At 42.6% G+C, this 17,156-nt stretch carries 23 protein-coding genes and 1 rRNA gene (1 of these 24 only partly in view); 2 read left to right on the top strand and 22 right to left on the bottom strand.

Going from position 1 to position 17,156, the window contains the following annotated elements; translation table 11 throughout:
• Positions 1-798: ribosomal RNA gene (locus CDO84_RS21220) — 16S ribosomal RNA — on the bottom strand (it extends 752 nt beyond the left edge of the window).
• Between the two features lie 350 nt (positions 799-1,148).
• On the opposite strand from CDO84_RS21220, the gene pdaB reads away from it, so the two are divergent.
• A complete protein-coding gene (gene pdaB, locus CDO84_RS21215) occupies positions 1,149-1,913 on the top strand; it encodes a polysaccharide deacetylase family sporulation protein PdaB (protein WP_015252978.1) in 765 nt (254 codons plus the stop codon).
• On the opposite strand, the gene kbaA is transcribed toward pdaB, so the two are convergent.
• Positions 1,914-2,510, bottom strand: coding sequence for a KinB-signaling pathway activation protein (gene kbaA / locus CDO84_RS21210; protein WP_040081010.1), 597 nt, complete (start codon positions 2,508-2,510; stop codon positions 1,914-1,916).
• A 109-nt stretch (positions 2,511-2,619) separates the two neighbouring features.
• On the opposite strand from kbaA, the gene gerD reads away from it, so the two are divergent.
• Complete coding sequence (gerD, locus tag CDO84_RS21205; RefSeq protein WP_040081012.1) at positions 2,620-3,177, top strand: spore germination lipoprotein GerD; 558 nt, start codon at positions 2,620-2,622, stop codon at positions 3,175-3,177.
• Positions 3,178-3,213: 36 nt separating this feature from the next.
• Here gerD and salA read toward each other — a convergent pair whose 3' ends face one another.
• From salA to secY, 20 genes are all read right to left on the bottom strand, one after another.
• Positions 3,214-4,272, bottom strand: a complete 1,059-nt coding sequence (gene salA, locus CDO84_RS21200) for an iron-sulfur carrier protein/transcriptional regulator SalA (RefSeq protein WP_040081013.1) — start codon at positions 4,270-4,272, stop codon at positions 3,214-3,216.
• A 94-nt stretch (positions 4,273-4,366) separates the two neighbouring features.
• A complete protein-coding gene (cwlD, locus tag CDO84_RS21195; protein ID WP_014662544.1) occupies positions 4,367-5,080 on the bottom strand; it encodes an N-acetylmuramoyl-L-alanine amidase CwlD in 714 nt (237 codons plus the stop codon).
• Positions 5,081-5,139: 59 nt separating this feature from the next.
• Positions 5,140-5,583 carry a YbaK family protein gene (locus CDO84_RS21190; RefSeq protein WP_014662543.1) on the bottom strand — a complete coding sequence of 148 codons (444 nt, stop codon included), beginning with the start codon at positions 5,581-5,583 and terminating at the stop codon, positions 5,140-5,142.
• A gap of 184 nt (positions 5,584-5,767) precedes the next feature.
• Positions 5,768-6,535 (bottom strand): class I SAM-dependent methyltransferase, encoded by a 768-nt coding sequence (locus tag CDO84_RS21185; protein WP_040081016.1) that lies wholly within the window; start codon positions 6,533-6,535, stop codon positions 5,768-5,770.
• A 453-nt stretch (positions 6,536-6,988) separates the two neighbouring features.
• Entirely contained in the window at positions 6,989-7,381 is a 393-nt protein-coding gene (gene rpsI / locus CDO84_RS21180) for a 30S ribosomal protein S9 (RefSeq protein WP_004399691.1), read from the bottom strand.
• Between the two features lie 20 nt (positions 7,382-7,401).
• Entirely contained in the window at positions 7,402-7,839 is a 438-nt protein-coding gene (gene rplM / locus CDO84_RS21175) for a 50S ribosomal protein L13 (protein WP_003241966.1), read from the bottom strand.
• A gap of 161 nt (positions 7,840-8,000) precedes the next feature.
• Positions 8,001-8,744: a tRNA pseudouridine(38-40) synthase TruA gene (gene truA, locus CDO84_RS21170; RefSeq protein ID WP_040081019.1), complete on the bottom strand. Its 744-nt coding sequence runs from the start codon at positions 8,742-8,744 to the stop codon at positions 8,001-8,003.
• 9 nt (positions 8,745-8,753) lie between these two features.
• Complete coding sequence (locus CDO84_RS21165) at positions 8,754-9,551, bottom strand: energy-coupling factor transporter transmembrane component T family protein (RefSeq protein WP_040081020.1); 798 nt, start codon at positions 9,549-9,551, stop codon at positions 8,754-8,756.
• Positions 9,548-10,417, bottom strand: coding sequence for an energy-coupling factor ABC transporter ATP-binding protein (locus tag CDO84_RS21160; RefSeq protein WP_040081022.1), 870 nt, complete (start codon positions 10,415-10,417; stop codon positions 9,548-9,550). Before CDO84_RS21160 ends, CDO84_RS21165 begins: the two co-directional genes overlap by 4 nt.
• Positions 10,393-11,238 (bottom strand): energy-coupling factor ABC transporter ATP-binding protein, encoded by an 846-nt coding sequence (locus CDO84_RS21155; protein WP_040081024.1) that lies wholly within the window; start codon positions 11,236-11,238, stop codon positions 10,393-10,395. Before CDO84_RS21155 ends, CDO84_RS21160 begins: the two co-directional genes overlap by 25 nt.
• 127 nt (positions 11,239-11,365) lie before the next feature.
• Positions 11,366-11,728, bottom strand: coding sequence for a 50S ribosomal protein L17 (gene rplQ / locus CDO84_RS21150; protein WP_003225836.1), 363 nt, complete (start codon positions 11,726-11,728; stop codon positions 11,366-11,368).
• A gap of 78 nt (positions 11,729-11,806) precedes the next feature.
• Entirely contained in the window at positions 11,807-12,751 is a 945-nt protein-coding gene (locus tag CDO84_RS21145; RefSeq protein ID WP_003225835.1) for a DNA-directed RNA polymerase subunit alpha, read from the bottom strand.
• Positions 12,752-12,927: 176 nt separating this feature from the next.
• Positions 12,928-13,323 (bottom strand): 30S ribosomal protein S11, encoded by a 396-nt coding sequence (gene rpsK, locus CDO84_RS21140; protein ID WP_009966385.1) that lies wholly within the window; start codon positions 13,321-13,323, stop codon positions 12,928-12,930.
• Positions 13,324-13,343: 20 nt separating this feature from the next.
• Complete coding sequence (gene rpsM, locus CDO84_RS21135) at positions 13,344-13,709, bottom strand: 30S ribosomal protein S13 (RefSeq protein WP_003235095.1); 366 nt, start codon at positions 13,707-13,709, stop codon at positions 13,344-13,346.
• A 22-nt stretch (positions 13,710-13,731) separates the two neighbouring features.
• A complete protein-coding gene (rpmJ, locus tag CDO84_RS21130; protein ID WP_003156543.1) occupies positions 13,732-13,845 on the bottom strand; it encodes a 50S ribosomal protein L36 in 114 nt (37 codons plus the stop codon).
• Positions 13,846-13,878: 33 nt separating this feature from the next.
• Positions 13,879-14,097: a translation initiation factor IF-1 gene (gene infA, locus CDO84_RS21125; protein ID WP_003156508.1), complete on the bottom strand. Its 219-nt coding sequence runs from the start codon at positions 14,095-14,097 to the stop codon at positions 13,879-13,881.
• Positions 14,098-14,145: 48 nt separating this feature from the next.
• Positions 14,146-14,349, bottom strand: a complete 204-nt coding sequence (locus CDO84_RS21120) for a KOW domain-containing RNA-binding protein (protein WP_014662537.1) — start codon at positions 14,347-14,349, stop codon at positions 14,146-14,148.
• Positions 14,350-14,408: 59 nt separating this feature from the next.
• Positions 14,409-15,155, bottom strand: a complete 747-nt coding sequence (gene map / locus CDO84_RS21115; RefSeq protein WP_003225828.1) for a type I methionyl aminopeptidase — start codon at positions 15,153-15,155, stop codon at positions 14,409-14,411.
• Positions 15,152-15,805, bottom strand: coding sequence for an adenylate kinase (locus CDO84_RS21110; RefSeq protein WP_040081028.1), 654 nt, complete (start codon positions 15,803-15,805; stop codon positions 15,152-15,154). The genes map and CDO84_RS21110 overlap by 4 nt, the downstream gene beginning before the upstream one ends.
• Before the next feature lie 54 nt (positions 15,806-15,859).
• The gene (secY, locus tag CDO84_RS21105; protein ID WP_014662535.1) at positions 15,860-17,155 is read right to left on the bottom strand and encodes a preprotein translocase subunit SecY; all 1,296 of its coding nucleotides are present in this window, start codon (positions 17,153-17,155) and stop codon (positions 15,860-15,862) included.
• Position 17,156 lies beyond the last annotated feature (1 nt).

The raw sequence follows: 17,156 nt of genomic DNA, 5'->3' as shown, positions 1-17,156 counted from the left end.
CTAATCCTGTTCGCTCCCCACGCTTTCGCTCCTCAGCGTCAGTTACAGACCAGAGAGTCGCCTTCGCCACTGGTGTTCCTCCACATCTCTACGCATTTCACCGCTACACGTGGAATTCCACTCTCCTCTTCTGCACTCAAGTTCCCCAGTTTCCAATGACCCTCCCCGGTTGAGCCGGGGGCTTTCACATCAGACTTAAGAAACCGCCTGCGAGCCCTTTACGCCCAATAATTCCGGACAACGCTTGCCACCTACGTATTACCGCGGCTGCTGGCACGTAGTTAGCCGTGGCTTTCTGGTTAGGTACCGTCAAGGTACCGCCCTATTCGAACGGTACTTGTTCTTCCCTAACAACAGAGCTTTACGATCCGAAAACCTTCATCACTCACGCGGCGTTGCTCCGTCAGACTTTCGTCCATTGCGGAAGATTCCCTACTGCTGCCTCCCGTAGGAGTCTGGGCCGTGTCTCAGTCCCAGTGTGGCCGATCACCCTCTCAGGTCGGCTACGCATCGTTGCCTTGGTGAGCCATTACCTCACCAACTAGCTAATGCGCCGCGGGTCCATCTGTAAGTGGTAGCCGAAGCCACCTTTTATGTTTGAACCATGCGGTTCAAACAAGCATCCGGTATTAGCCCCGGTTTCCCGGAGTTATCCCAGTCTTACAGGCAGGTTACCCACGTGTTACTCACCCGTCCGCCGCTAACATCAGGGAGCAAGCTCCCATCTGTCCGCTCGACTTGCATGTATTAGGCACGCCGCCAGCGTTCGTCCTGAGCCAGGATCAAACTCTCCGATAAAGTAGTTTGACTGACTACGCACATCGCTGTGCGATTTATAAAAATGAATTAACAGGTACGTTTTGTCTTGTTTAGTTTTCAAAGATCATTACAGCCACTTAACGAAGCAGCTTTATTACTATAACATTTAGCCTCTTTTAAGTCAACAACTTTTTTCAAAGTATTTAATGAAGCTTTTAGTTGATGTCAGCTGTTTCTCAGCGACGAATAATAATATACCACGGATATTATCAAAAGGTCAACAACCAATTTAGGCTATATGTGAAGAAACATTTTATCGGTTATATTCAATTGGCCATGCTCATAAGATGTAAAACAAGAATGATGGACAAGATAAGGAGGCATCATCAGTGAATCACTTCTATGTGTGGCATATTAAACGGGTGAAACAATTAATTATTATACTTATCGCCGCATTTGCAGCAGCCAGCTTTTTTTATATCCAAAGAGCTGTCCCGCTCCCCGTGTTTTCAACTGACACCGGGCCTAAAGCCATTTATAAAGGAGAAACAGACTCTAAAGATATTTCACTTACTTTCGATATCAGCTGGGGTGATGAGAGAGCAGAACCTATACTTAATACTCTGAAAGCAAACGGGATTAAAAATGCGACGTTTTTCCTTTCAGCTTCTTGGGCAGAACGGCATCCCGACACAGTGGCCCGTATCGTAAAGGATGGCCATCAAATCGGGAGCATGGGCTATGCTTATAAAAACTATGCCAATTTAGAGAGCAGCGAAATAAAAAAGGACATAAATCGCGCGCAAACAGCATTTGAAAAGTTAGGAGTCAAAGACATCCAGCTATTACGACCTCCTACCGGCCAATTCAATAAGAATGTTCTAAAGGTCGCAAAGCAATACAATTATACAGTTGTTCATTACAGTGTGAACTCTCAAGACTGGACAAATCCCGGAGTTGAAAAAATCATCGACAATGTGACCAAGCAAGTGTCCGGGGGAGACATTATTCTTTTACATGCCTCCGATTCGGCAAAACAAACAGAAGAAGCGTTGCCTGATATCATCCATCAGCTGAAAGAAAAAGGATTAAAAAATGTAACCGTGGGTGATCTCATCGCAAATTCTGATGCCAAATCCGCAGAGGTAAAGTAATTACTTCTCTGCAAACTTAGGCAGCATCAACAATTGGAAGGCATTACACGCCATTAACGGAAATAGCATTAAATAAAGCCAGTCCTCATCATTTACTCTTAATGCAGGGAACCATTCTAATGCGGTAATCACAACCATCAAAAACAACGATGACACAAATGTTTTCTTAGAGGACTGCTTTTGCTTTATATAAGCCGTAATCACTCCAAAGATCAATAAAAACACCGGTAACCACGCATAGCCAGCAAGCGATTCTCCGCTTTCTCCAAAAAACAAAAAACGCACGTACATTAAATCAAAAGCAACAAACAGGATGAAAAACAACTGAAGCAAATTCCATAAAGATGAGGATCTTAATATCTCAAGCGCAAACCGATGAACTGTTAAAAACACGAAAAACCCCATTTGGCTGATCACACTGAAGATCATGCCTACACCGATAAACCAAAATAAAACAGAGAAAATCTGCCCCGCTTCAAATGTTAGAAACAGCCCTCTGTATTCTCCCCATTTTAAAGCAAAACCCACAATACTCGTGATAAGCGCTCCGACAGCTAAAATAGAAAAGAAAAAACGAACTAAACCACGGCTTTTCATTTCTTTATTCATCCCCTCAAAAATCGCGAACAGCGATATTTTGTTATGTATAATTCCTAACAGATGAATCATATTAAAGGTAAGACAAGTATGTGAAAGGAGCTTAAGCATGTCAAAAGCCAAAACGCTATTGATAAGCTGTTTTTTGTTATTATCTGTAACAGCTTGCGCTCCAAAAGACCAAGCAGCGGATATGGACTATGATCAGACCAAAAAAATGGTTGTTGATATATTAAAAACTGATGATGGAAAAAAAGCCATTAAGGAATTATTAAATGATGATGCCATAAATGAAGCGCTGGTGATTGACCAAGATGCGATTAAAGGAACAATAGAAAAAACACTCACATCTAAAAAAGGCGAAGAATTTTGGAAAAACATCTTTGAAGACACTGATTTTGCTGAGGGCTTTGCCAAAACTCTTCAGACAGAGCATGAAAAGGTGATTAAAAAGCTGATGAAGGATCCAGATTACCAAAAGATGCTGATGAACGTTATGCAGGATCCTGGTATGGATAAAAAGTACAGTCAGCTGGCAAAAAGCCAAGAATTCCGCAGTTATTTAGAAGAGGTTATTAACGAAACACTTTCTAGTCCGCTTTACAAAAAACAGTTCGAAGATGAACTGAAAAAAGCAGCAAAAGACACTGCCAAAGAAAGTGAATAAAGGGAAAGCCGGGATCTGGAATCCCGGTTCACTTTTTTATACTTGCACTGACATTTTTGCATCTATTTTTTTTGCGATGTCTTGATATATTTCTCCGATGGGATGATTTTCGTCATAAACAGACGGCGCAAATTGGTCCTTATCCCAATCGGGCTGCTTCAATGGGATTCTGCCCAGCAAAGGTACATTTAGTTCCTCAGCCAGTTTATCTCCCCCGCCTTTACCAAAGACATATTCTCTTTCCCCTGTCTTTGCACTTTCATAATAGGCCATGTTCTCTATGACCCCTACGACCTCATGATCGGTTTTAATCGCCATAGAGCCCGCTCTGGCCGCGACAAAAGCAGCTGTCGGATGCGGCGTCGATACAATGATTTCTTTGCAGCTCGGAAGCATTGTATGCACATCGAGAGCAACGTCCCCTGTACCAGGCGGAAGATCAAGAACGATATAGTCTACTTCTCCCCACTCTACTTCGTGGAAAAAGTTATTCAGCATTTTGCCAAGCATCGGCCCTCTCCATACGACCGGAGCATTTTCTTCTACGAAAAAGCCCATTGACATGACCTTTACTCCGAAGCGCTCAACAGGAAGAAGTTTCTCTCCCTCAACCGTTGGACGCACAGTGATACCCATCATATCCGGTACACTGAAGCCATAAATATCTGCATCAATTAAACCGACCTTTTTCCCAAGGCGAGCCAAAGAAATAGCTAGGTTTACTGACACAGTTGACTTGCCTACGCCGCCTTTTCCGCTTGCTACAGCAAGAAAGACTGGCGGGTTATCCATATTTAATAATGTTTTTTTCTCAGCTGACGGCGCTCGGAATTTAGCAACCGTTTCTTCAGGCAGCTCTTCAAATCGAAGGCCGACCGTCTCAGCTCCTGCCCCTTTTAATGCGTTTACGATCTCTTGCTGAATCTGCATTTGTTCTGCAGTTCCTGTTTTTGCAAGAGCGATTTTTACACTGACATGCCGTTTTTCAGGCTTTATTTTAATTTCCTTAACGGCATCCAATTCTCCCAGAGGTCTTTGAAGAAAAGGTTCGCGCATTTCTCCGACTAGTTTTCTTACTTCATCTTCTCTTATCATCGAACCTCACCCTTTTGTGTATTCGTTTACAATTATTATTATATCATACATAAATGGCGGGTGTCTTATGCTTAGAACTGCAAGTAAACCCTCCTTATTCCGGAGGGTCTCCTTTTTCTGTGAAATATCGCAAAATGCCTTTATATATGGAAGATGCCACTTTGTCTTGATATTTCGGTTTACCGAGCAGCGTTGCTTCACTTGGATTGGATAAAAATCCGACTTCTATAAGCGCCCCCGGTTTAGTGACGTTTTGCATTAAGTAGATACCATGAATCCGCTTTGCTTTCCGGGTTGTGTTTTCCAGGTTTCTTCTCAGCTCATCCTGAATGTATTTTGCGACTTTTTCATTTTCCGCATATTTTCCGTAATAAAAGCTTTGGGCTCCGCTCCATTTTTGCGACGGAATCGCATTGAGATGAATGCTGATATAGAGCTCTGCCTCTGAATGATTTATTAATTTGACCCGCTGTCTTAGGTCTTCCGCTTTTCGTCTGCTATAACCCTTCGTTCCTTCAGGAGCGAGATCAGTATCACTTTCTCTGGTCATGATCACAAGCGCTCCTTGTTCTTGTAGATAATCCCTGACTCTAAACGCGACTTCCAGGGTAACATCCTTCTCTAACAGCTTTCCGCCGACTGCTCCGCCGTCAGGCCCGCCATGCCCTGGATCTAGGTAAATGATTTTCCCGCTCAAGGGCAGGCTCCACGGCTTCCAAGAATCGTTATTGCTGAACTGATACTTGAACAGAAATAGTAATACGATGAAGCCTAGCAAAAAACTGAGCCATTTAAGCTTTTTCCTCATCCCTTCCCCTCCCGCTTGTCCGTTATTACATAACTATGGGACAGGGCCGGGAAATATGATTACCGCATGCGAAGCTTACACTGTTTTTCTCTTTGAACAAACCCTGCTGTCCACCAATCTTTAATAAACTTGCGTGCCGCTTCATAAACAGTGTTTTTATCAAATGTTGCGTATTGCTCGTGTATCCAATTATAGAGATAATCAAAAAACTCCATTCGAAGCTCTTCTTCTTCTCTTGCAGAGCGGGCACTGATACTTTGCATGGATTCTCCGTAATAGCCGAATATCCCAAAACGCCCGCCTAACAAATAGGCTTCAATCGCAAAATCAATACAGCCTTCGCTAATTATATCTCGTTCATCATGTAAAAAAGGGAATAATGGTTCCAAACAGTCCTTAACAGACTGGATAATTTGTCTCAGAGAGAGTTCTTTGAGCAAGTTCTTTTCTAATTCAAAATCCTTTTGCCGTTTCACATCCATAAAAGACAGTACTTCTGCCATATAAATTCACTCTCCTTTTACCGATTATTTTGGGGTTTGGATGATGAAACAATGCCCGAATTCGGTTGGAAATTCGCCCAAATGAAGGTGTGAATCGATAAAAAGGCAGCTTTCTGAAGGGTATGGAACAAACGTTCTGTAATTAGTTATGAAAAAAGCAGCCCCTCTGACAGGTCGCTGCTTTTCATACTTTCACGCTTCTTGTTGCAGAATATGTATGGATATATTGATCTAACACAAACCCGCCTTTATCTTCATAAAAACCAGTGACAATAAAACCGGCATCTATTTGGCCTTTGATTTGGTCTTCTAAGGAATGGCCGAATTCCAGAGCCTCATTATTATCGATTAGTTTTTTCACTTTATGTTTCGGAAGATCTTCTGGGTCTGCATATGGAATGGAGTGCTTTACTTTTAAAATACCTTGCTGTTCTAATTCTACATCAAACAGAAATACGACAGGATTGACAAACCCTGAGATTAGTACGCCGTTTCTTTTCAATACACGGTGTGCTTCCTTCCAGACCGGGAGGACATTCTCAACAAAAACATTGGCAACAGGATGTACAATGATATCAAATGATTCATTATTAAATACACTGAGATCATCCATGCTTCCTTTGACAGTGTGTATTGTGAGGCCATCTCGCTCAGCAACCATTCTATCCTGATTCAGCTGTTTTGCGGAGTTATCTAATACGGTGACATCCGCCCCCGCAGCTGCCAAAATTGGACCTTGCTGGCCGCCGCCTGATGCTAAACAGAGTATTTTCAGACCTTTGACAGGCGGAAACCAATCCTTCGGTACATCTTTCATTGGTGTTACTCTTATATCCCAATTGCCTTTTTTCGCTTGTTCGATAACCTGCTGATCAACAGCAACAGTCCATTCATTGCCTGTTTCTACTTTTTTATCCCAGGCTTTGCTATTATGAGCTACTAACGCATTCATGAATCTTCTCCTTACTTTAATGTATAGAGTATAACAAATATTTCTAGATTGATAACGCTTTCCCTTTGCATATTTAGAAAAAAGTTCATAAAAACGCAAAAAAATCACAAAGGAGATATGTGATTTACGTCATTACATTTACACTTGCTTCTTTAAGTAATGTCATTAGCAAAGAGCTATTGTTCCTCTGGGCTAAGAAATAAATGAGAATCAGCAGTGACTTTAACGGATGAGAGACAGGGATAGAATGGGCTGAGCTGGCGACGTAACGATTATAAACAATGACCACATTTCTAATGATTATGAAATGAACGATATTATGATTATTACAAGTGAGACCGTTTATAAGCAAGCAATTTGTTTATAAACGTCATTCGTCCATTTTTTGTTGCGGAACTAATAAAAGAAAAAAGCTCCCAACACAAGGTCGAGAGCTTTTTTGAAAACGCAAAATTAACGTTTTGAGAACTGAGGTGCACGACGAGCGCCTTTAAGACCGTATTTTTTACGTTCTTTCATACGAGCGTCACGAGTCAGAAGACCTGCACGTTTAAGAGTTGTACGGTATTCTGGATCTGCTTCAAGCAATGCACGAGCGATACCGTGACGGATTGCTCCAGCTTGACCAGATAAGCCGCCTCCATGTACGTTTACTAAAACATCATAAGTGCCAGCTGTTTCAGTCAAAGTTAATGGTTGTTTGATATCTTCGATTAAAGCTGCAGATGGGATGTGTTCGCTGATTTCACGATTATTAACGACGATACGGCCTTCTCCTGGAACTAAACGCACACGCGCTACAGAGCTTTTACGACGGCCAGTACCGTAATATTGAACCTGTGCCAAATTGGTAACCTCCTTTTTAATTAACCGCGAAGTTCGTAAACTTCAGGTTTTTGTGCTTCGTGTGGATGCTCAGAACCACGGTATACGTTCAATTTTTTGAACATTTGACGACCTAGAGAACCTTTTGGAAGCATGCCTTTGATAGCAAGCTCAAGCATTTTCTCAGGGTAGTTTGTACGCATTTCAAGAGCAGTTCTTGATTTTAATCCGCCTGGATGTTGAGTGTGACGGTAGTAGATTTTATCAGTTAACTTTTTACCAGTTAACTCGATTTTTTCAGCGTTGATGATGATCACATGATCTCCAGTATCAACGTGTGGTGTGTAAGTTGGTTTGTGTTTTCCGCGAAGGATAGCTGCAACTTCTGAAGAAAGACGACCTAAAGTCTTGCCAGCAGCATCAACAACTAACCACTTGCGTTCAATAGTACTTGCGTTAGCCATAGGTGTTGTACGCATTGAATTTCCCTCCTAAATGATCTGTCATTTTCAATAAACTTCGATTACGTTCTATTTCACAACACAATAAGTTCCGGGGCTTATCGTGGGGTTGAAATACATACCATATGATATCTTATAACTTTATGCAGACTCTGTCAAGAAAATATTATACACCTGGTTTAGTTGTCATAGTAAACGTTCCATAAATATAGCCCGTGCCCCGGTGCTGTGCGTCCTGCCGCTTCGCGATCCTTCGCTTCCAGCATGGATTTCACATCATCAGGAGCAATTTTTCCAATACCTGCATCAAGCAAAGTACCGACAATAATTCTGACCATATTATATAAGAAACCGCTGCCTGTGATCCGCATTTGCAGGCCGTCATCCGTCTCAGTCCAATCAAGCTCGTAAATCGTTCTTACCTTGTCCTGCACTTCTGTTTTAGCCGCACAAAAGCTCGTAAAATCATGTGTCCCTATAAGATGCTTTGCCGCTTCTTTCATGTCCTGCACATTAAGGCGATATGAAAAATGGTAAGCGTAATGCCGTTTAAATACGTCCGGGTGTTTCTCCGTGTATACAAAATAGCGATATTCTTTTTTGACTGCGCTAAATCGTGCATGGAACCCATCATCCGCAATTTCTGCCTGTTTGACTGCGATATCGTCCGGAAGCAGTGCATTTAAGGCATAAGGCCATCTTTCCGCCGGGATAGACAGCGGAGTGTCAAAATGAATCACCTGTCCGGCTGCGTGAACCCCGCTGTCTGTTCTTCCAGACGAAACGACAGGAATTCTTTCTTTTGACTTATGCAGGACAGCCAAAGCCTTCTCCAGTTCATCCTGAACCGTTCTTTTGCCCGGCTGAACCTGATAACCGTTAAACAAATGTCCGTCATAAGAAATCGTGCATTTCAGTCTCATACAGCACCTCTAAGCCCTTAAGAAGAATAACAAAGCAGCTAATACCATCAAGCTGACAATGACAGAAGTGTCTTTTCCTGTCCATACAAGCTTTCTATATTTCGTACGTCCTTCTCCGCCCTGATAGCCTCTTGCTTCCATTGCCACCGCAAGCTCTTCAGCACGTTTAAAAGCACTGACGAAAAGGGGGACAAGAAGCGGAACAATAGCCTTCACCCTATCTTTAACAGGTCCGCTTGTAAAATCAACGCCTCGCGCCATCTGAGCCTTCATGATCTTATCTGTTTCCTCCATCAGCGTCGGAATAAACCGCAAAGAAATGGACATCATTAGGGCCAGCTCGTGGACAGGAAGCTTTAATTTTTTCAATGGATTCAGCAGCTGCTCCATTCCATCGGTAATCTCAATCGGTGTTGTCGTAAGCGTTAATAAGGTGGTGATTAAAATCAGATAGACGAATCTAAGGGAAATGAATATCCCCTGAACCAGTCCGCCCTCATAAACTTTGAAAAAACCTATTTGAAAGATAACCGGTCCTTCATGTGTCATAAAAATGTGAAGAAGGAACGTAAAGAGGACAATCCAGATGATAGGCTTCAGCCCTTTCATTAAAAAAGAGAAAGGAACTCTTGTTAAAGAAACGACGCCAACTGTAAACAATCCCAGCAACGCATATGTCTGCACATTATTGGCTAAGAATACGATACAGACAAATAAAAAGATCGTAATAAGCTTTGTTCTGGGGTCAAGCCGATGCACAAGTGAGGAGCCAGGTACATACTTGCCGATAATCATGCTGTCCATCATAAGGTCTTCTCCCCCTGAAAAAGAGCACAGATTTCAGCTGCGGCATCTTCAATTGTGAGCATAGGCTCATTAAATTTCACACCCAGTGCAGCTTCAAGATGTCTTTGAAATTTTATCGTTTCCGGAAGATCCAGCCCCCAGCCAGCCATCTCTTCACCCTTTAAAAACAGTTCACGCGGACTGCCTGATGCTTGTATCGTTCCTTTATGCATAACAATCATTTCATCAGCGTATGCAGCTGCATCCTCCATGCTGTGTGTCACAAGGATCGTCGTCAGGTTCCCACGTTGATGAAGCTCATAAAACATGTCCATAATCTCTTTTCGCCCTCTTGGGTCCAATCCTGCAGTCGGTTCATCCAGAACAAGCACCTCAGGATCCATTGCAAGTACGCCTGCAATTGCAACTCTGCGCATTTGTCCGCCGCTTAATTCAAAAGGGGATCTGTCCAGAAGCTCTTCTGATAAACCTACAAGCTTCAGCATCTCCCTCGCTTTTTGTTCAGCATCCTCTTTTTTAACCCCAAAGTTCATCGGTCCGAACGATATATCTTTAAGAACTGTTTCTTCGAATAATTGATGCTCAGGAAATTGGAAAACGATTCCGACTTTTTTACGAAGTTTTTTCAGCTCTTTATTCTTTTTCCCTGCCTGAATGACAGTGCTGCCTAGTGATAGCTGTCCCTTCGTCGGCTTCAGGAGACCATTTAAGTGCTGAAGAAGAGTGGACTTGCCAGAGCCTGTATGTCCGATAACGGCTACATAGCTTCCTTCTTTAATCGATGCATTGATATCATACAGTGCCAGGCGCTCGAACGGCGTCTTCATCTGATAGCGATGCTCTACATCTTTGATTGTAATGTCCATAGCTCTTTCACCAGCCCTTCCTGAGTCAAATGGTTTTCTTCCAAAGCCAGTCCATTTTCTCTTAAAAGCTGGCTAAGTTGGAAGGAGAAGGGTAAATCAAGCCCGATTTGAACAAGTTCTTTATTCAATTTAAAAATCTCTTCAGGTGGCCCTTCAGCATATTTTTTACCGCCATTCATGACAATGATCCTGTCTGCTTTTGCTGCCTCATTCAGATCATGTGTAATGGATATGACAGTCGCCATGCCCTGTTCTTTTAAATGTCTTACCGTTTCAAGCACTTCTTCTCGCCCGATCGGATCAAGCATGGATGTTGCTTCATCTAAGATAATAATATCAGGACGTGCGGCAATAACTCCCGCAATCGCAACTCTCTGCTTTTGGCCTCCGGAGAGATGGTGCGGCTCTTGATCGAGAAAATCTTGCATATTTACCTGTTTTACTGCCCAGTCTACTCTCTCAATCATTTCTTCCCGCGGTACACCATTGTTTTCTAAACCAAAAGCCACATCATCGCGAACAGTCGTTCCGACAAATTGGTTATCCGGATTTTGAAAGACCATACCTATCTTCTTACGCACTTCCCAAACTGATTCCTCTGTCAATTGAATCTCGGCAACCTCAATGTCGCCTGATTCAGGAAGAATTAAACCATTCAATGCCCGTGCCAGTGTTGATTTCCCTGAACCGTTATGACCTACAATTGCAAGCCATTCACCCTCATACACCTGCAGGGAGACGCCGTCTAGTGCTCGTCTTTCTGCGTCCTTCCGATATCGAAATACGATATCCTCTACCGATATCAACTGATTTTGATTCATGGAAAACCGGCCTCCTCTCAGCTAATGCTCTGCTTGTCTCTATATAAAAAGTTGCAGTATCTAAAAAAAGGGCATAGATCCAGTTAGAAACTGTCCCGCCCTTCTTTAGACACACAAAAATATGTGATTAAACCAATTCGATAATTGCCATTGGTGCTCCGTCACCACGGCGAGGACCAAGCTTCATAATACGTGTGTATCCGCCTTGGCGCTCCTCGTAACGAGTTGCAATGTCAGAGAATAATTTTTGAAGTGCATCTTGGTTATTTTCTTCGTTTGCAACCTCGTTGCGGATGTATGCAGCAGCTTGACGGCGAGCGTGAAGATCACCGCGTTTGCCAAGCGTGATCATTTTTTCAACTACAGAGCGAAGTTCTTTCGCACGTGTTTCAGTTGTTTCGATTCTTTCGTTGATGATCAAATCAGTTGTAAGATCACGAAGCATAGCTTTACGCTGTGCACTCGTACGTCCTAGTTTTCTGTATGACATGTGATGTCCCCTCCTTTATTGGAATGCTGTTTTCTGAATAATAAACACACGAAAATCCTAGTTCACAAGGGAAACTAGTCAATCGTCTTTGCGAAGTCCGAGTCCAAGTTCTTCTAGTTTCGCTTTCACTTCTTCAAGTGATTTGCGTCCTAGATTCCGAACTTTCATCATATCTTCTTCCGTCTTGTTCGCAAGCTCTTGAACCGTGTTAATACCCGCACGCTTTAAGCAGTTGTAAGAACGAACAGAAAGATCCAATTCTTCAATTGTCATTTCAAGAACTTTCTCTTTTTGATCTTCTTCTTTTTCAACCATGATTTCAGCATGTTGAGCTTCGTCAGTTAAACCAACGAATATATTAAGGTGTTCAGTTAAAATCTTTGAACCAAGCGCAATTGCTTCTTTCGGTCCAGTGCTTCCATCAGTCCAAACATCAAGTGTAAGTTTATCATAGTTTGCAACTTGGCCTACACGAGTGTTCTCTACCTGATAAGATACACGAGAAACTGGCGTATAGATAGAATCGATCGGAATCACGCCGATTGGCTGATCGTCTCTCTTGTTTGCGTCAGCAGGCGTATACCCACGTCCTCTTTGAGCAGTAAGGCGAACTCGGAAACTCGCATTCTCACCAAGAGTCGCGATATGAAGATCAGGATTTAAGATCTCTACATCACTATCGTGTGTAATATCAGCTGCCGTTACAGTTCCTTCACCCTGTACATCAATTTCTAGCGTCTTCTCTTCATCAGAGTAGATTTTCAATGCAAGCTTTTTAATGTGTAAGATAATCGTTGTAACATCTTCCACAACGCCTTCAATTGTCGAGAATTCGTGCAGTACACCATCTATCTGGATTGATGTTACAGCGGCACCAGGGAGTGAGGATAAGAGGATACGACGTAAGGAGTTACCCAGAGTTGTACCATATCCACGCTCAAGTGGCTCTACGACAAACTTACCAAATTTGGCATCGTCGCTGATTTCAACCGTTTCGATTTTTGGTTTTTCAATCTCGATCATTACTTAAAACCCTCCTTCAAAACGTCGAAACCTCGAATAGAATCATATGAGATTCCATCCGAAATTCCCCATTGTTTAGTCCCGTATGTGCTCAGGCAACGAGTCGGTGCATTCGTTTCATAAATAACTGTATCATAACCCATTATTGACAGGGACACAAAATCTATACAAACAAATTACACGCGGCGACGTTTTGGTGGACGGCATCCGTTATGAGGAACAGGAGTTACGTCTCTGATAGCAGTGACTTCTAGTCCAGCAGCTTGAAGTGCACGGATTGCAGCTTCACGGCCTGAACCAGGTCCTTTAACAGTAACCTCTAGAGTTTTAAGACCATGTTCGATTGAACCTTTAGCAGCTGTTTCTGCAGCCATTTGCGCAGCGAAAGGAGTAGATTTACGAGAACCTCTGAATCCTAAAGCTCCGGCACTAGACCAAGAAATAGCATTACCATGAGTGTCAGTGATCGTAACGATCGTGTTATTGAAAGTTGAACGAATATGAGCAATACCAGACTCAATATTCTTTTTCACGCGACGTTTACGCGTGTTAGATTTACGAGCAGCAGCCATTGTTTAAGAACCTCCCTTACTTATTTTTTCTTGTTAGCTACAGTACGACGCGGACCTTTACGAGTACGCGCATTGTTTTTAGAGTTTTGTCCGCGAACAGGTAATCCTCTGCGATGACGGATTCCGCGGTAGCTTCCGATTTCAATCAGACGTTTGATATTAAGAGAAACTTCACGGCGAAGGTCACCTTCTACTTTCAGTTTATCAATAATATCACGGATTTTACCAAGTTCTTCTTCAGTAAGATCGCGCACACGAGTATCTTCTGAAACTCCAGCTTCTTTTAAAACTTGCTGAGCCGTTGTGCGGCCAATTCCGAAGATGTATGTTAAAGAAATAACAACACGTTTGTCACGTGGGATATCTACACCAGCAATACGAGCCATTCTCTGGGCACCTCCTTATAAATTATCCTTGTTTTTGTTTATGCTTTGGATTTTCACAGATCACCATTACTTTTCCTTTTCTGCGAATAACTTTACATTTTTCGCAGATTGGTTTAACTGATGGTCTCACTTTCATGTGTTTCCAACCTCCTTCAGTTTCCGGAGTGCTTTATTTGTAACGGTACGTAATCCTGCCACGAGTTAAGTCATATGGAGATAATTCTACCGTAACTTTGTCTCCAGGTAAAATGCGAATGAAGTGCATGCGGATTTTACCAGATACATGAGCCAAAACAGTGTGGCCATTTTCAAGTTCAACTTTGAACATCGCGTTTGGCAGTGTTTCGACTATAGTACCTTCCACTTCAATTACATCGTCTTTCGCCATTCAAGTGTTCTCCCTTCATCAAATCAGTAACTTGCTTTCTGACAAATTTCAAAAGAAGTTTGTCACACGCCCTGTTTCGTTTATACTGTTCTGAACTTCCGGAGATACGCAATCATAAAGGGTTACATGATTGATATTCTTTTTCTTAGGAGAATGAAATGTACGCTTTTCTCCGTCTGCTGTTAGTACATTGATGATGGTCAAAATTCCAATGACAAGCGGCAAGATGAATTCAGTCCTGCCAATGTTCATCCAAGCTTTCTGCCCTATCAAGCCGAAAAAACATCTGTCTTCGGAATTATTTTCATCATCTAGACTCTCGTCAGTATATCAAAACCCGTTTCCGTAATCGCAATCGTATGTTCAAAATGAGCACACTTTTTCCCATCTACCGTTACAACCGTCCAGTTATCAGCCAATGTTTTCACGTAGCGGCTGCCAGCGTTCACCATAGGTTCAATAGCGAGAACCATGCCAGGTTTGAGCCGTGGTCCTTTGTTGGGCGGACCGTAATGAGGAATTTGCGGGTCCTCATGCAAGTCTTGACCAACACCATGTCCGACATACTCCCTAACAACTGAAAACTGCTCATTTTCGACATACGTTTGTATTGCGTGGGAAATATTCGACAAACGTTCACCTGGTTTTGCTTCCTGCAAGCCTTTATATAAAGACTCCTCTGTCACTTCCAGAAGTTTTTTGTCATCATCGCTGATGTTTCCTACCGGATATGTCCATGCAGAGTCACCATGATAACCATTTAATTTAGCACCGATATCAATACTGATGATGTCACCGTCCTTCAGCACCCTGCTGCCAGGAATGCCATGAACGAGTTCTTCATTAACTGATACGCAAATGCTCCCGCGAAACCCATTATACCCCTTAAAAGATGGGATTGCACCCTGCTTCTTAATAAAACGTTCGGCAATTTGATCCAATTCTTTTGTCGAGATTCCTGGTTTAATGTGCTTTTTTAACTCTTCATGAGTTAAAGCCACGATTCGCCCTGCTTCCCGCATGATACCAAGTTCACGTGGGGTTTTACAGATAATCATTTTTTTAATCCTCCAAGAAGATCCTTCACATCTGCATAAACGTCTTGAATGTCCTGTTGGCCATTTACGTTTGCAAGATAACCTTTCTCTGAATAGAAATCGAGTAAAGGCTGAGTTTGCTTCATGTTTACCTCAAGCCGTTTAGAGACGGTTTCCTCATTATCATCTGCCCGTTGATAGAGTTCGCCTCCGTCTTTATCACAAACACCCGGCGTTTTCGGCGGATTAAAGACTAAATGATAGGTTGTGCCGCAAACACTGCAAATTCTGCGTCCAGTCAGACGTTCCATAAGAGCGTCTTTGTCGACTTCAATGTTAATGACATAATCAATCGGCTTGCCGTATTCCTCAAGAATTTCTTCAAGAGCTTCGGCTTGAGCGACTGTTCGCGGAAATCCGTCCAGAAGAAAACCTCTTTCACAATCATCTTTGCCAAGTCTTTCTTTTACAATTCCGATTGTGACTTCGTCAGGTACGAGCTCTCCCTTATCAATATAAGATTTTGCTTCGAGTCCGAGTGGTGTTTCTTCTTTCATAGCAGCACGGAACATATCTCCTGTTGAGATATGAGGAATCCCATAATCCTCAACAATTCGTTCGCCCTGTGTGCCTTTGCCGGCACCAGGAAGCCCCATTAAGACTAAGTTCATTCGGATTTCCCCCGTCCTCTCTTTATTAAGAGGGAATGGATAAATCCATTTCCTCTAGTTTTTCATAAATCCACGGTAGTTTCGTTTCACCAACTGGCTTTCTAGTTGTTTCATTGTCTCCAAGGCTACCCCGACAACAATTAACAAAGATGTTCCGCCAATTTGTGCACTTTGAGGCAATCCAGCGAATTGAATGAAAAAGATAGGAAGAATGGAAATCACGGCTAAGAATATAGAACCCACAAACGTAAGTCGATACAAAATGCTCGTAATTCTATCTTGAGTCATTTTCCCTGGACGAACCCCCGGGATATAGCCACCCTGTTTTTTAAGGTTATCAGCCATTTGTTCAGGGTTTACCTGCACAAAAGCATAAAAGTACGTAAAGGCAATAATCAACGCAACATATATCGCCATACCCACCGGATGCGTATTATCAAAGTTGTTTTGAATCCACTTTGTCACATCGTTTGTTCCAAAGAATGACGCGATCGTCCGCGGCGTTATCAAAAACGCAACCGCAAAGATTACCGGAATAACCCCTGCAGGATTCACTTTCAATGGAAGGTGTGTAGACTGACCTCCGCCAGCAGGTGAACGACCTGTGCCTTTAGCATATTGAATCGCAATTTTCCGTACGGCTTGCTGAATGAAAATAACTCCAACAATAACTGCTAAAATCGCAATCACAAGAAGTGCGATTGTCACAATATGAATAAACAACTGATCGTTGCTGCCGACAAATTGAGTCTCATATATTTGCCCAATTGTTTTTGGAATACTAGACACAATCCCCGCGAAGATAATGATCGATATTCCGTTGCCTACTCCATGAGACGTAATTTGTTCCCCAAGCCACATTAAAAAGGCAGTTCCGCCAGTGAGCACTAAAGCAATAATAAGATATGTCGATACACCGGATTTTTCGATCAGCATACCGTTTGCCAGATTGTTGAATCCATAAGACATACCTAACGCCTGGATGAACCCAAGCACAATCGTAAAGTACCTTGTGAACTGAGCTAATTTACGGCGGCCAACTTCACCTTGCTTAGACCACTCGGTAAACTTCGGTACAACATCCATCTGAAGCAGCTGAATGATGATCGAAGCCGTGATATAAGGAGTAATTCCCATTGCAAAAATGGAAAATTGGTAAAGCGCACCGCCGCCAAATGTATTAAGGAGATCAAAAACACCCATTTGAGACTGTGCCTGTAACACTTCAGCGTTAACATAAGGCACAGGAATAAACGCACCTATGCGAAAGACGATAAGCATGAGTAAAGTGAATATGATTTTATTCCTGATATCACTCACACGCATAAAGTTGGAGATTGTTTTAAACAAG

The organism is Bacillus sp. MD-5, from assembly GCF_002201875.1.
GTDB classification, from domain to species: Bacteria; Bacillota; Bacilli; order Bacillales; family Bacillaceae; genus Bacillus; species Bacillus stercoris.
Note: the sequence above shows the minus strand (reverse complement) of the source record. Positions and strands in the feature narration are given on the sequence as shown.

What these genes read in the sequence shown, in the direction of transcription:
- rpsK (WP_009966385.1), bottom strand. Translation starts at nt 13,323, where the DNA reads ATGGCTGCTGCTCGTAAATCTAACACGCGTAAACGTCGCGTGAAAAAG.
- CDO84_RS21165 (WP_040081020.1), bottom strand. Translation starts at nt 9,551, where the DNA reads ATGATGGACAGCATGATTATCGGCAAGTATGTACCTGGCTCCTCACTT.
- infA (WP_003156508.1), bottom strand. Translation starts at nt 14,097, where the DNA reads ATGGCGAAAGACGATGTAATTGAAGTGGAAGGTACTATAGTCGAAACA.
- cwlD (WP_014662544.1), bottom strand. Translation starts at nt 5,080, where the DNA reads ATGAGGAAAAAGCTTAAATGGCTCAGTTTTTTGCTAGGCTTCATCGTA.
- CDO84_RS21120 (WP_014662537.1), bottom strand. Translation starts at nt 14,349, where the DNA reads ATGAACATTGGCAGGACTGAATTCATCTTGCCGCTTGTCATTGGAATT.
- truA (WP_040081019.1), bottom strand. Translation starts at nt 8,744, where the DNA reads ATGAGACTGAAATGCACGATTTCTTATGACGGACATTTGTTTAACGGT.
- rplQ (WP_003225836.1), bottom strand. Translation starts at nt 11,728, where the DNA reads ATGTCATACAGAAAACTAGGACGTACGAGTGCACAGCGTAAAGCTATG.
- CDO84_RS21155 (WP_040081024.1), bottom strand. Translation starts at nt 11,238, where the DNA reads ATGAATCAAAATCAGTTGATATCGGTAGAGGATATCGTATTTCGATAT.
- salA (WP_040081013.1), bottom strand. Translation starts at nt 4,272, where the DNA reads ATGATAAGAGAAGATGAAGTAAGAAAACTAGTCGGAGAAATGCGCGAA.
- CDO84_RS21110 (WP_040081028.1), bottom strand. Translation starts at nt 15,805, where the DNA reads ATGAACTTAGTCTTAATGGGGCTTCCTGGTGCCGGCAAAGGCACACAG.
- map (WP_003225828.1), bottom strand. Translation starts at nt 15,155, where the DNA reads ATGATTATCTGTAAAACCCCACGTGAACTTGGTATCATGCGGGAAGCA.
- rplM (WP_003241966.1), bottom strand. Translation starts at nt 7,839, where the DNA reads ATGCGTACAACACCTATGGCTAACGCAAGTACTATTGAACGCAAGTGG.
- gerD (WP_040081012.1), top strand. Translation starts at nt 2,620, where the DNA reads ATGTCAAAAGCCAAAACGCTATTGATAAGCTGTTTTTTGTTATTATCT.
- rpsM (WP_003235095.1), bottom strand. Translation starts at nt 13,709, where the DNA reads ATGGCTCGTATTGCTGGTGTAGATATCCCACGTGACAAACGTGTTGTT.
- rpmJ (WP_003156543.1), bottom strand. Translation starts at nt 13,845, where the DNA reads ATGAAAGTGAGACCATCAGTTAAACCAATCTGCGAAAAATGTAAAGTT.
- kbaA (WP_040081010.1), bottom strand. Translation starts at nt 2,510, where the DNA reads ATGAAAAGCCGTGGTTTAGTTCGTTTTTTCTTTTCTATTTTAGCTGTC.
- CDO84_RS21185 (WP_040081016.1), bottom strand. Translation starts at nt 6,535, where the DNA reads ATGAATGCGTTAGTAGCTCATAATAGCAAAGCCTGGGATAAAAAAGTA.
- CDO84_RS21145 (WP_003225835.1), bottom strand. Translation starts at nt 12,751, where the DNA reads ATGATCGAGATTGAAAAACCAAAAATCGAAACGGTTGAAATCAGCGAC.
- CDO84_RS21160 (WP_040081022.1), bottom strand. Translation starts at nt 10,417, where the DNA reads ATGGACATTACAATCAAAGATGTAGAGCATCGCTATCAGATGAAGACG.
- CDO84_RS21190 (WP_014662543.1), bottom strand. Translation starts at nt 5,583, where the DNA reads ATGGCAGAAGTACTGTCTTTTATGGATGTGAAACGGCAAAAGGATTTT.